Origin of the sequence: Pseudomonas sp. NY15372 (assembly GCF_048068215.1) — a bacterium.
Lineage (GTDB): Bacteria > Pseudomonadota > Gammaproteobacteria > Pseudomonadales > Pseudomonadaceae > Aquipseudomonas > Aquipseudomonas guariconensis_A.
The window spans coordinates 25,291-37,749 of record NZ_JBLUPY010000015.1 but is presented as its reverse complement, the minus strand read 5'-3'; the positions used below and the strand labels follow the sequence as shown (position 1 = coordinate 37,749).

At 65.0% G+C, this 12,459-nt stretch carries 11 protein-coding genes; 8 read left to right on the top strand and 3 right to left on the bottom strand.

Annotated elements, in window-relative coordinates; translation table 11 throughout:
• Window positions 1–70: 70 nt before the first annotated feature.
• Window positions 71–745, bottom strand: a complete 675-nt coding sequence (rpiA, locus tag ACNFG0_RS13200) for a ribose-5-phosphate isomerase RpiA (RefSeq protein ID WP_416765147.1) — start codon at window positions 743–745, stop codon at window positions 71–73.
• Between the two features lie 143 nt (window positions 746–888).
• Here rpiA and ilvA point away from each other — a divergent pair, with 143 nt between their 5' ends.
• From ilvA to ptsP, 4 genes are all read left to right on the top strand, one after another.
• Window positions 889–2,403 carry a threonine ammonia-lyase, biosynthetic gene (gene ilvA / locus ACNFG0_RS13195; RefSeq protein ID WP_196156492.1) on the top strand — a complete coding sequence of 505 codons (1,515 nt, stop codon included), beginning with the start codon at window positions 889–891 and terminating at the stop codon, window positions 2,401–2,403.
• A gap of 39 nt (window positions 2,404–2,442) precedes the next feature.
• Window positions 2,443–2,868 carry a DUF2269 family protein gene (locus tag ACNFG0_RS13190; protein ID WP_196144146.1) on the top strand — a complete coding sequence of 142 codons (426 nt, stop codon included), beginning with the start codon at window positions 2,443–2,445 and terminating at the stop codon, window positions 2,866–2,868.
• A gap of 233 nt (window positions 2,869–3,101) precedes the next feature.
• Window positions 3,102–3,581 (top strand): RNA pyrophosphohydrolase, encoded by a 480-nt coding sequence (locus ACNFG0_RS13185; protein ID WP_196144209.1) that lies wholly within the window; start codon window positions 3,102–3,104, stop codon window positions 3,579–3,581.
• Between the two features lie 22 nt (window positions 3,582–3,603).
• On the top strand, window positions 3,604–5,883 hold the full coding sequence (gene ptsP / locus ACNFG0_RS13180) for a phosphoenolpyruvate--protein phosphotransferase (protein ID WP_196144145.1): 2,280 nt from the start codon (window positions 3,604–3,606) through the stop codon (window positions 5,881–5,883).
• A gap of 100 nt (window positions 5,884–5,983) precedes the next feature.
• Here ptsP and ACNFG0_RS13175 read toward each other — a convergent pair whose 3' ends face one another.
• A complete protein-coding gene (locus tag ACNFG0_RS13175) occupies window positions 5,984–6,730 on the bottom strand; it encodes an NRDE family protein (RefSeq protein WP_196144144.1) in 747 nt (248 codons plus the stop codon).
• A gap of 130 nt (window positions 6,731–6,860) precedes the next feature.
• Between ACNFG0_RS13175 and ACNFG0_RS13170 the strand changes: the two genes are divergently transcribed.
• The 3 genes from ACNFG0_RS13170 to ACNFG0_RS13160 are packed head-to-tail and all read left to right on the top strand — an operon-like array spanning window position 6,861 to window position 9,501.
• Window positions 6,861–7,643, top strand: a complete 783-nt coding sequence (locus tag ACNFG0_RS13170) for a sulfite exporter TauE/SafE family protein (RefSeq protein ID WP_416765144.1) — start codon at window positions 6,861–6,863, stop codon at window positions 7,641–7,643.
• Window positions 7,644–7,671: 28 nt separating this feature from the next.
• On the top strand, window positions 7,672–8,481 hold the full coding sequence (lgt, locus tag ACNFG0_RS13165; protein ID WP_196144142.1) for a prolipoprotein diacylglyceryl transferase: 810 nt from the start codon (window positions 7,672–7,674) through the stop codon (window positions 8,479–8,481).
• A gap of 48 nt (window positions 8,482–8,529) precedes the next feature.
• Complete coding sequence (locus ACNFG0_RS13160; protein ID WP_416765142.1) at window positions 8,530–9,501, top strand: thymidylate synthase; 972 nt, start codon at window positions 8,530–8,532, stop codon at window positions 9,499–9,501.
• Between the two features lie 95 nt (window positions 9,502–9,596).
• Here ACNFG0_RS13160 and cadR read toward each other — a convergent pair whose 3' ends face one another.
• The gene (gene cadR / locus ACNFG0_RS13155; RefSeq protein WP_196144140.1) at window positions 9,597–10,040 is read right to left on the bottom strand and encodes a Cd(II)/Pb(II)-responsive transcriptional regulator; all 444 of its coding nucleotides are present in this window, start codon (window positions 10,038–10,040) and stop codon (window positions 9,597–9,599) included.
• A 184-nt stretch (window positions 10,041–10,224) separates the two neighbouring features.
• On the opposite strand from cadR, the gene ACNFG0_RS13150 reads away from it, so the two are divergent.
• Window positions 10,225–12,456: a heavy metal translocating P-type ATPase gene (locus tag ACNFG0_RS13150; RefSeq protein ID WP_416765140.1), complete on the top strand. Its 2,232-nt coding sequence runs from the start codon at window positions 10,225–10,227 to the stop codon at window positions 12,454–12,456.
• Window positions 12,457–12,459 lie beyond the last annotated feature (3 nt).

Genomic DNA, 12,459 nt, shown 5'->3' with positions numbered 1-12,459 from the left:
TCTGAAAACAGCGCAGGCCTGGTGGGAGCGGGCTTGTCCCGCGATTCGAGGGCGAAGCCCTCGTGGGGGATTACTCGGCCTTGAGGCTCTTCACGCCTTCGGCGGTCCCCAGCAACAGCAGATCGGCCGGGCGTGCCGCGAACAGGCCGTTGGTGACCACGCCGACGATGGCGTTGATCTTCTGCTCCAGGCCCACCGGGTCGGTGATCTGCAGGTTGTGCACATCGAGGATGACGTTGCCGTTGTCGGTCACCACGCCTTCGCGGTACACCGGGTCGCCGCCGAGCTTGACCAGCTGGCGCGCCACATGGCTGCGGGCCATCGGGATCACTTCCACCGGCAGTGGGAAGGCGCCCAGCACCGGCACCAGCTTGCTGGCATCGGCGATGCAGATAAAGGTCTTGGCCACCGCCGCGACGATCTTCTCGCGGGTCAGGGCCGCGCCGCCGCCCTTGATCAGGTTCAGGTGCGCGTCGCTTTCGTCGGCACCGTCCACGTAGAACTCCAGCTCGCTGACGCTGTTGAGCTCGTAGACAGGAATGCCATGGCCCTTCAGGCGCTCGGCGGTGGCCTCGGAGCTGGCGACAGCGCCGTCGAAGGCGATCTTGTGCTTGGCCAGGGCGTCGATGAAGAAGTTGGCGGTCGAACCGGTGCCGACGCCGACGACGCTTTTCTCATCCAGCTTGGGCAGAATGAAATCGACGGCGGCCTGGGCGACGGCCTGTTTGAGTTGGTCCTGGGTCATGCGGGCTCCGAGAGGGGCGGGAGTTTGAAAGCTGCCTATTATAGCGGCAAGCGCCAGCAAAACCTCGGTTTCGCTGTGGTCGCCCGACGTGGCGCTGGGGTAGACTCCCAGGCCTTGTCCCGCGGCCCAGTGATGCTTTCCCGATGCTCGAACAGTACGTCAAGAAGATCCTCACCTCGCGCGTCTACGACGTTGCCGTCGAAACCCCGCTGCAGAGCGCCGGCCAGCTGAGCAAGCGGCTGGGCAATCAGGTCCTGCTCAAGCGCGAGGACCTGCAGCCGGTGTTTTCCTTCAAGATCCGCGGGGCGTACAACAAGCTGGCGCAGCTGAGCCCGGAAGAACTGGCCCGTGGCGTGGTCACCGCCTCGGCCGGCAACCACGCCCAGGGCGTGGCCCTGGCCGCGCGGGAGCTGGGTATCAAGGCGACCATCGTGATGCCCAAGACCACCCCGGAAATCAAGGTCGAAGGCGTGCGCTCGCGCGGCGGCAAGGTGGTGCTGCACGGGGATTCCTTCCCCGAGGCGCTGGCCTATTCCTTGAAGTTGGTGGATGAAAAGGGCTTCGTCTATATCCACCCCTACGACGACCCGCACACCATCGCAGGGCAAGGCACCGTGGCCATGGAAATCCTGCGCCAGCACCCAGGTCGCCTGGACGCGATCTTCGTGCCGGTCGGTGGCGGCGGCCTGATCGCCGGCATCGCTGCCTACGTGAAGTACCTGCGTCCGGAGATCAAGGTGATCGGCGTCGAGCCGGACGACTCCAACTGCCTGCAGGCCGCCATGGCGGCCGGCGAGCGGGTGGTGCTGCCGCAGGTCGGGTTGTTCGCCGACGGCGTGGCAGTGGCGCAGATCGGCCAGCACACTTTCGATATCTGCCGCCATCATGTGGATGAGGTGGTGACGGTCAGTACCGATGAAATCTGCGCAGCTATCAAGGATATATACGACGATACCCGCTCGATCACCGAACCTGCCGGCGCCTTGGGCGTCGCAGGCATCAAGAAGTACGTAGAGCTGCATGGCGTGACGGGCCAGACCCTGGTGGCCATCGACTCGGGCGCCAACGTCAACTTCGACCGCCTGCGCCATGTGGCCGAGCGCGCCGAGCTGGGCGAGAAGCGCGAGGCGATCATCGCCGTGACGATCCCTGAACGCCCGGGCAGCTTCAAGGCCTTCTGCGAGGCCATCGGCAAGCGCCAGATCACCGAGTTCAACTACCGGTACCACGCCGACAAGGAAGCGCACATCTTCGTCGGTGTGCAGACCCACCCGGAAACCGACCCGCGCGCCGCCTTGGTGCAGCAGCTGGTCGAGCAAGGCTTCCCGGTCACCGACCTGACCGATAACGAGCTGGCCAAGCTGCATATCCGCCATATGGTCGGTGGCCATTCGGCAGGCGCCAGCGACGAAATGGTGCTGCGCTTCGAGTTCCCGGAACGCCCGGGCGCCTTGTTCAACTTCCTGACCAAGCTGGGCGGGCGCTGGAACATCTCCATGTTCCATTACCGCAACCATGGCGCGGCCGATGGCCGGGTGGTGGCAGGCCTGCAGGTGCCGGACGACGAACGCCACCTGGTGCCGGCGGCCCTGGCCAAGATCGGCTATCCCTACTGGGACGAGACCGACAACCCGGCGTACAAGCTGTTCCTGGGCTAAAGCGACTAAGCTTGGCCTAACACTCAAGGACGTGAAGCAATGGAATACCTGACCACCCTCAAGGCCGTGCACATCGCCGCCACTGTGTTGCTGCTGGCCGGCGCCTTGGGCCTGGCCGCCTGGACTGTCCTCGCGCGCCGGCGCGGCGACGCCCAGGCTTATGGCAAGCTGCTGCGCCGGCCGCTGGTGTTCGTCTGGCTGCTGATGGGGCTGTGCCTGGTGAGCATGCCGTTCACCGGCTGGTGGCTGGTGCACCTGGTCGGCTGGCCGCTGGGCCAGACCTGGATCCTGGCTTCGAGCGTCATCTATACCCTGGGTGCGTTCAGCGCCTGGTGGCTGCTGGTACGCCTGAACCGGCTGCGCAAGGCCGAACCGACCGGGCTGCGCTTTACCCTGGCGTTGGCGGTGATCAGCGGGGTGTGCTTCCTGTCCATCGCCGGGCTGATGGGCGCCAAGCCGGTTTGACCTTTGGGGGCGCACGCTGTCTCTGTAGGAGCGGCCTTGCGCCGCGAATGGGCCGCGCAGCGGCCCCGTCCTGTCACCTGCCTTTCACCAAAGCCAGGTATACCAGTGTCCCTGGACAGACCCTCGCAAAACACAGAGTTTTCACCTCGCCGCACATAAGCTTGGCGGGCGCGTTGCTGCGCTCGTGAGCTTTGTGGAACAATGCGATGACATGCGTTTGCGAGGTTGCTGCCGTGATCGACCCGGATGGTTTTCGCCCCAATGTCGGGATCATTCTCACGAATGATGCCGGGCAGGTGCTATGGGCTCGCCGGATCAACCAGGATGCCTGGCAGTTCCCCCAGGGTGGCATCAACCCTGAGGAGACGCCGGAAGACGCCCTGTACCGCGAGCTGAACGAAGAGGTGGGCCTGGAGCGCGAGGATGTGGAAATTCTTGCCTGCACCCGTGGCTGGTTGCGGTATCGTTTACCCCAGCGGCTGGTGCGCACCCATAGCCAGCCATTGTGCATCGGCCAGAAACAGAAGTGGTTCCTGCTGCGCCTGGTGTCCAACGAGCAGCGGGTGCGCATGGACCTGACCGGCAAGCCGGAATTCGACGGCTGGCGTTGGGTCAGCTACTGGTATCCCTTGGGCCAGGTGGTGACGTTCAAGCGCGAGGTCTATCGCCGCGCCTTGAAAGAGCTTGCCCCGCGCCTGTTGACGCGCGACTGACGACGGAGTCCGACCCCGAGCCATGCTCAATACGCTGCGCAAGATCGTCCAGGAAGTGAACTCCGCCAAAGATCTCAAGACGGCGTTGGGGATCATTGTCTTGCGCGTCAAGGAAGCCATGGGCAGCCAGGTCTGCTCGGTCTACCTGCTCGACCCGGACACCAACCGCTTCGTGCTGATGGCCACCGAAGGCCTGAACAAGCGCTCCATCGGCAAGGTCAGCATGGCCCCCAACGAAGGCCTGGTCGGCCTGGTCGGTACTCGGGAAGAGCCGCTGAACCTCGAGGACGCCGCCGCCCACCCTCGTTACCGCTACTTCGCCGAAACCGGCGAGGAGCGCTTCGCCTCCTTCCTCGGTGCACCGATCATCCACCACCGCCGCGTAGTGGGCGTGCTGGTCATCCAGCAGAAGGAGCGCCGCCAGTTCGACGAAGGCGAGGAAGCCTTCCTGGTCACCATGAGCGCCCAGCTCGCCGGCGTGATCGCCCATGCCGAGGCCACCGGCTCCATCCGCGGCTTGGGCCGCCAGGGCAAGGGGATCCAGGAGGCCCGTTTCGTCGGCGTGCCTGGTTCGCCGGGCGCGGCCGTCGGCAGGGCCGTGGTGATGCTACCGCCGGCCGACCTGGACGTGGTCCCGGACAAGACCGTCGAGGATATCGACACCGAACTCAAGCTGTTCAACAACGCCCTGGAGGGTGTTCGCGCCGACATGCGCAAGCTGTCGGCCAAGCTAGCCACCCAGCTGCGCCCCGAAGAACGGGCGCTGTTCGACGTCTACCTGATGATGCTCGAAGACGCCGCCCTCGGTGGTGAGGTGATCGAGGTCATCAAGACCGGCCAATGGGCCCAGGGCGCCTTGCGCCAGGTGGTGGGCGAACACGTCAATCGCTTCGAACTGATGGACGACGACTACCTGCGCGAGCGGGCCTCGGACGTCAAGGACCTTGGCCGCCGCCTGCTGGCCTACCTCCAGCAAGCGCGCTCGCAGTCGCTGGTGTATGCCGACAACACCATCCTGGTCAGCGAGGAGCTGACCCCGGCCATGCTGGGCGAGGTGCCCGAAGGCAAGCTGGTAGGCCTGGTCTCGGTACTGGGATCGGGCAACTCGCACGTGGCGATCCTGGCGCGGGCCATGGGCATCCCGACGGTCATGGGCCTGGTCGACCTGCCGTATTCGAAGGTCGACGGCATCGAGCTGATCGTCGATGGCTACAAGGGCGAAGTGTTCACCAACCCGGGCGAGGTGCTGCGCAAGCAGTACAGCGACGTGGTCGAGGAAGAGCGCCAACTCGCCCAGGGCCTGGACGCGCTGCGCGAACTGCCCTGCGTCACCCCGGATGGCCACCGCATGCCGCTGTGGGTCAACACCGGCCTGCTCGCCGATGTGGCCCGTGCCCAGCAGCGCGGTGCCGAAGGCGTGGGCCTGTACCGCACCGAAGTGCCATTCATGATCAACCAGCGCTTCCCCAGCGAGAAGGAACAGCTGGCGATTTACCGCGAGCAGTTGCAGGCCTTCCACCCGCTGCCGGTGACCATGCGCAGCCTCGACATCGGTGGCGACAAGGCGCTTTCGTATTTCCCGATCAAAGAAGAAAACCCGTTCCTTGGCTGGCGCGGCATTCGCGTCACCCTCGACCACCCGGAAATCTTCCTGGTGCAGACCCGCGCCATGCTCAAGGCCAGCGAGGGCTTGAACAACCTGCGTATCCTGCTGCCGATGATTTCCGGCATCCATGAGCTGGAAGAGGCGCTGCACCTGATCCACCGCGCCTGGGGCGAGGTGCGGGACGAAGGCACCGACGTGCCGATGCCACCGGTCGGGGTAATGGTCGAAATCCCTGCGGCGGTCTACCAGACCCGCGAACTGGCGCGCCAGGTGGACTTCCTCTCGGTCGGCTCCAACGACCTGACCCAGTACCTGCTGGCGGTCGACCGCAACAACCCACGGGTCGCCGACCTTTACGACTACCTGCACCCCGCCGTGCTGCAAGCCTTGCAGACGGTGGTGCGCGACGCCCACGCCGAAGGCAAGCCGGTGAGCATCTGCGGTGAAATGGCCGGCGACCCGGCCGCGGCCGTGCTGTTGATGGCCATGGGCTTCGACAGCCTGTCGATGAACGCCACCAACCTGCCGAAGGTGAAGTGGATGCTGCGCCAGATCAACATGAGCAAGGCCAAGGAACTGCTGACCGAGGCCATGGCCCATGACAACGCGCAAGTTATCCACAGTGCGTTGCAGTTGGCCCTGAAGAACCTGGGGCTGGCGCGCATGATCGGGCCCGGGGCCAACAAGACCTTGTAGCCAAGGTATCTCAAACGCCGGCAAGCCGGCTCCCACAGAAGCGGGATTGCGCTGTCATGTAGGGCTTGCCCCGCGATGGGCCGCAAAGCGGCCCCATTCGCTAGGCCAGAATCTCCACCTCGCCCAAATGGCCACCAAACGGCCCGAAACTGCGCTCGATCATCCGCCGCCGCCCTTGGGCATCGACGATCAACACCGTGCTGGCCCGCGTCCCATAGTTCTGGCTGGCGATAAACACACTCGACAGCAACTTCTCGGTCGCCAGCCCCACACCGGTTTCCGGCAGATCCGCCTCTGGCGCGGGCTCGCCATCACCCAGCAACCCCAGCAGCCGCTGCGGGTCCGGGTTGTCGAGCATGCCCTGCAACCCTCTGCGTGCCTTGACCAGCTTGGGCCAGGGTGTATCCAACCCAGCATTGGACACTCCGTATATACCCGGCTCGAGCAGGCGCGGCGCTGCCTCGCGGGCATGCAGGTAACCCAGCCGCTCGCCGTCGCCTACCAGCAGGTTGAACCCTGAATACTGGCTGGCGCGGCTGGCCACTTGGTCCAGGTAGGCGTCCACGCCCAGCGTTCCGCTCAGATACGCTGCCACCAGTTCCCCGCGGGAGCGGGGGCCAAGGGGCTGGCCAGGGTCGCGAATGTTGGTCAAGGCGGCGAACCGGCCGTTCGGGCCGACACCCAGCCAGGTGCCGCCGGCCTCCAGATCGCGCCCGGCATGTACGCCGGGGGCATCCTCCCAGGCGCCCAGGGCCTGGGTGGGGCGGGCATAGAACTCGTCGCGGTTGGCCGCGACGATCAGCGGCAGGGCGTGCCCTGGCCGCCAGGCGAACACGATCAGGCACATGGCGGGGCCTCGGTTGTTTTGGCCACTCTACCGGCTGCTCCCGTGTCGATCCATCATCTAACGCAGAGTTCACTAGAGCCCCAGGGCTGGCATCCGTTACCATGCCGGATTGTTTCCATGGGGGCGGCGAATGGAATTCGTACTCTATCTGTTGTTGGGCGCATGCGCCGGCGTACTGGCCGGGCTGTTCGGCGTGGGTGGCGGCATCATCATCGTGCCGGTGCTGGTGTTCAGCTTCACCTTGCAGGGCTTCGACCCGTCGGTGCTGACTCACCTGGCCGTCGGTACTTCGTTGGCGACCATCGTCTTCACGTCCATCAACGCCGTGCTTGAGCACCAGCGAAAGGGCGCGGTGCAATGGCCGATCTTCGCCTGGATGACCCTGGGTATCCTCATCGGTGCCGGCATCGGCGCCAAGACCGCCTCGCTGATCCAGGGGCCGATGCTGCAGAAGATCATCGGCGTGTTCGCCCTGGTGATCGCCGTGCAGATGGCTCTGGATCTCAAGCCCAAGGCCAGCCGTGGCATCCCCGGCAAGCCCGGGTTGGTCGGTGCTGGCGGAGTGATCGGCTGGGCCTCGGCGATCTTCGGCATCGGCGGTGGTTCGCTGACCGTGCCGTTCCTGACCTGGCGCAGCCTGCCGATGCAGAAGGCGGTGGCGACCTCGTCGGCCTGCGGCTTGCCGATCGCCGTGGCCAGCGCCCTGAGCTTCATGTGGTTGGGCTGGCATGACGAGCACCTGCCGGCCCACAGCCTGGGTTACGTCTACATCCCTGCGTTGGTGGGCATCGCCGTGACCAGTATGTTCTTCGCCCGCTTCGGCGCGCGCCTGGCACACCGGTTGTCGCCACGCCTGCTCAAGCGTCTGTTCGCCGCGCTGCTGTTCTGCGTCGGCCTGAGCTTCCTGATCTAGCTTCCTGATTTGACCTAGAGGAACCACCATGCTGCCTTACCCGCAGATCGACCCCGTGGCCGTGGCCATCGGGCCGCTGAAAATCCACTGGTACGGGTTGATGTACCTGATCGGCATTGGCGGTGCCTGGCTGCTCGCCTCGCGTCGGCTGAACCGCTTCGACCCCACCTGGACCCGCGAAAAACTCTCCGACCTGGTGTTCTGGCTGTCCATGGGCGTGATCGTCGGTGGGCGCTTGGGCTACGTGCTGTTCTATGACCTGCACCAGTACCTGGCCAACCCGACCTTGATCTTCGAAGTGTGGAAGGGCGGCATGTCGTTCCATGGCGGCTTCATCGGCGTGATGCTGGCGGCGCTGTGGTTCGGCAAGCGCAACAACAAGTCGTTCTTCGAGCTGATGGACTTCGTCGCCCCGTTGGTGCCGATCGGCCTGGGCGCCGGGCGCATCGGCAACTTCATCAACGCCGAGCTCTGGGGCAAGGCCACCGACGTGCCCTGGGCGATGGTCTTCCCGCCGTTCAGCGACCCGGCCCAACTGCCGCGTCACCCGTCGCAGCTGTACCAGTTCGCCCTCGAAGGTGTGGCATTATTCGCCATCCTCTGGCTTTACTCGCGCAAGCCGCGCCCGACCATGGCCGTTTCCGGCATGTTCGCGCTGTTCTACGGCATCTTCCGCTTCATCGTGGAGTTCGTGCGGGTGCCCGACGCCCAGCTGGGCTACATCGCCTTCGGCTGGTTGACCATGGGTCAGCTGCTCTGCGTGCCGATGATCGTCGGCGGCATCTTCCTGATCTGGTGGGCCTACAACCGTAAACCGACGGCCAAGGCCACCGTTTGATTTCCACGGCAGGGGCGATCCTCCTGCCGTTCTTGCTACAGGTAAGCCATGAAACAGTATCTAGACCTGGTCCGCGACGTCATCGAAAACGGCACGTTGCAGGAAAACCGCACCGGCATCCGCACCATCAGCCTGCCGGGCGCGATGCTGCGTTTCGACCTGCAGAAGGGCTTCCCAGCCATCACCACCCGTAAGCTCGCGTTCAAGTCGGCGATCGGCGAGATGGTGGGCTTCCTGCGTGGCGTGAAGAACGCCGGCGAATTCCGCGAGCTGGGTTGCAAGGTCTGGGACCAGAACGCCAACGAAAATGCCCAGTGGTTGGCCAACCCGTTCCGCCAGGGCCATGACGACCTCGGCGAGATCTACGGCGTGCAGTGGCGCCAGTGGCCGGGTTACAAGCGCATCCCGCTGAGCAACCCGGCGGCCATCGAAATGGCCGAGAAGGCAGGGTTCCGCCGGATCGCCCAAGACGAGGAGAACGGCCAGGCGTTCGTCATCCTGTACAAGGCCATCGACCAGGTGCGCCAGTGCCTGGACACCATTGCCAATGACCCGGGCAGCCGACGCATCCTGTTCCACGGCTGGAACTGCGCCCAGCTCGATGAAATGGCGCTGCCGCCGTGCCACCTGCTGTACCAGTTCCACCCCAATGTCGAAACCCGGGAAATTTCCCTGACGCTGTACATCCGCTCCAATGACCTGGGCCTGGGCACGCCGTTCAACCTCACCGAAGGGGCGGCGCTGCTGTCGCTGTTCGGTCGCCTGACCGGCTATACGCCGCGCTGGTTCACCTACTTCATCGGCGATGCCCATGTGTACGAGAACCACCTGGACATGTTGAACGAGCAGATGAAGCGCGAGCCGCTGGCGGCGCCCAAACTGGTGATCAGCGACCGCGTGCCTGAGTTCGCCAAGACCGGCAAGTACGAGCCAGAATGGTTGGAGAAGATCGAGCCGAGCGACTTCAGCCTGGAAGGGTACGAGCACCATGCGCCGATGACGGCGCCGATGGCGGTCTGATCCCAAGTTGCCGGGGCTGCTTTGCAGCCCATCGCCGGCCAGCCGGCTCCCACGGAGCCTGGTGGGTGCCGGCTTGCCGGCGATGGGGCAATCCATCAATGCCCGTGGCTTCTTCCCACATGGGAATGCTCGGTCTCCGGTAGCGACACCGCGCCATTGGTCTCCAGGCGCTGCAAGATCGCGCACTCCGATCCCTTGGCATTGCATCGCTGGCGCAACTCCACCAGTTGCGCCTGCAACGCCATCAACCCATCGATCCGTGCCTGTACATGCTCGATATGTTCGTCGATCAGCGCATTGACGCTGCCGCACGAGCCATCGGGGCTGTCGCGTAGCGTCAACAGGCTGCGGATTTCGTCCAGGGTCATGTCCAGCGTGCGGCAGTTGCGGATGAAGGTCAGGCGCTCGACATGGGCCTGGGTGTAGAGCCGGTAGTTGCCTTCGGTACGTGCCGGTTCGGGCAGCAGTCGCTCGCGCTCGTAGTAGCGGATGGTCTCCACGGCGCAATCGGTGGCCTTGGCCAGTTCTCCGATCTTCATGGCGAATCTCCAGGAGGGGTTGACCCTATAGTGACTACAGGGTGTTCACTTGGCAACAACCCCTTCCTGTAGGAGCGGGTTTGCCCCGCGATGCGTCAGCCGCAACGACGCGATTGCCTGACCGGATGCCATCGCTGGGCAAGTCATTCCTACAAAGGCCAGTGCTCACGTTAAGGATGATTCCATGAACCAGCCTGTCAGCCCCGAACACAAGCATGACCACGATCATGGCCATGAACCCCATGCCCACCGTTGCTGCGGCGCCAGTGCCGCGCCGGCCTTGGTGCAACTGACCGAAAAGGCCAGTGGCAGTGCGCGCCTGAGCCGTTTCCGCATCGAGGCGATGGATTGCCCCACCGAGCAGAGCCTGATCCAGGACAAGCTCGGCAAGCTGGCCGGGGTCGAGCAGTTGGAGTTCAACCTGATCAATCGGGTGTTGGGTGTGCATCACACCTTGAACGGCACCGCCGAGATCGAACGGGCCATCGACAGCCTGGGCATGCGCGCCGAGCCCCTGGCCAGTGAGGACGACGGTACCCACACCGCGCCGCAGCCCGGCAAGACGCGTTGGTGGCCGCTGGCGCTTTCCGGCGTGGCGGCGATTGCCGCCGAGGTGGTGCACTTCGCTGGCCTGGCGCCGGAATGGGTCGTTGCCGCGCTGGCGCTGGCGGCCATCCTGGGCTGTGGCCTGGGGACCTACAAGAAGGGCTGGATCGCCCTGAAGAACCGCAACCTCAACATCAACGCATTGATGAGCATCGCCGTGACCGGCGCGGTATTGATCGGCCAATGGCCGGAGGCCGCGATGGTCATGGTGTTGTTCACTGTCGCCGAATTGATCGAGGCGCGTTCGCTGGACCGCGCCCGCAATGCCATCGGTGGCCTGATGCAACTGAGCCCGGACATGGCCACGGTGCAGCAGCCCGATGGCCAGTGGCGTGAGGTCGAGGTTCGCGAGGTAGCCCAGGGGACCTTGGTGCGGGTGCGCCCGGGCGAACGCATCGGCCTGGATGGCGAAGTGGTCAGTGGGCAATCGAGCGTCGATCAGGCGCCGATCACTGGCGAAAGCCTGCCGGTCGAGAAAGCCGTGGGCGACAAACTGTTCGCCGGCACCATCAACCAGGCCGGCGCGCTGGAATACCGCGTCACGGCCCTGGCTGGCCAGTCGACCCTGGCGCGCATCATCAAGGCCGTGGAAGAGGCCCAAGGCGCCCGGGCGCCGACCCAGCGCTTCGTCGACCAGTTCTCGCGCATCTACACCCCAGTGGTGTTCGCCGTGGCCCTGGCGGTGGCGATCTTCCCACCCTTGTTCATGGCTGGCGCCTGGTTCGACTGGATCTACCGTGCCTTGGTGCTGCTGGTGGTAGCGTGCCCGTGCGCACTGGTGATCTCCACCCCGGTGACCATCGTCAGCGGCCTGGCCGCTGCGGCACGCAAGGGCATCCTGATCAAGGGCGGGGTCTACCTGGAGGGCGGGCGCAAGCTGGACTTCCTCGCCCTGGACAAGACCGGCACCATCACCCATGGCAAGCCGGTGCAGACCGACAGCAAAATTCTCGACCCGTTGTTCGAAGGCCGTGCCCAGGCGTTGGCCGCGAGCCTCGCCGGGCGCTCCGACCATCCGGTGTCCGGTGCCATTGCCCAGCATGCCCGCGAACAGGGCCTGGCCTTGGGCGAGGTGAGTGACTTCACCGCCCTGGCCGGTCGCGGCGTGAAGGGCGAGATCGACGGCACCCTGTATCACCTGGGCAACCACCGCCTGGTCGAGGAACTGGGCCTGTGCTCGCCCGCGCTGGAAGCCGAGCTCGACCAACTGGAACGCCAGGGCAAGACCGTGGTGCTGCTGCTCGACGGCTCCGGCCCGCTCGCACTGTTCGCCGTGGCCGACACGGTCAAGGACAGCAGCCGCCAGGCCATCGCTGAGCTGCACGCGTTGGGTATCAAGACTGTCATGTTGACCGGCGACAATCCGCACACGGCCCAGGCCATCGCCGCCCAGGTGGGCATCGACCGCGCCGAGGGCAACCTGCTGCCTGCGGACAAGCTCGGCAGCATCGAGCAGCTGTATGCCCAAGGGCATCGTGTGGGCATGGTCGGCGATGGCATCAACGACGCGCCGGCCCTGGCCCGTGCCGAGATCGGCTTCGCCATGGCGGCAGCGGGCACCGACACCGCCATCGAGACCGCCGATGTAGCGCTGATGGACGACGACTTGCGTAAAATCCCCGCCTTCGTCAGGCTGTCGCGCCAAAGTGCGGCGATCCTCACCCAGAACATCGTGCTGGCCCTGGGTATCAAGGCGATTTTCCTGGCGATCACCTTCGCCGGCATGGCGACCATGTGGATGGCGGTGTTCGCCGACATGGGCGTGAGCCTGCTGGTGGTGTTCAATGGCTTGCGCCTGCTGCGCAAATAGAGG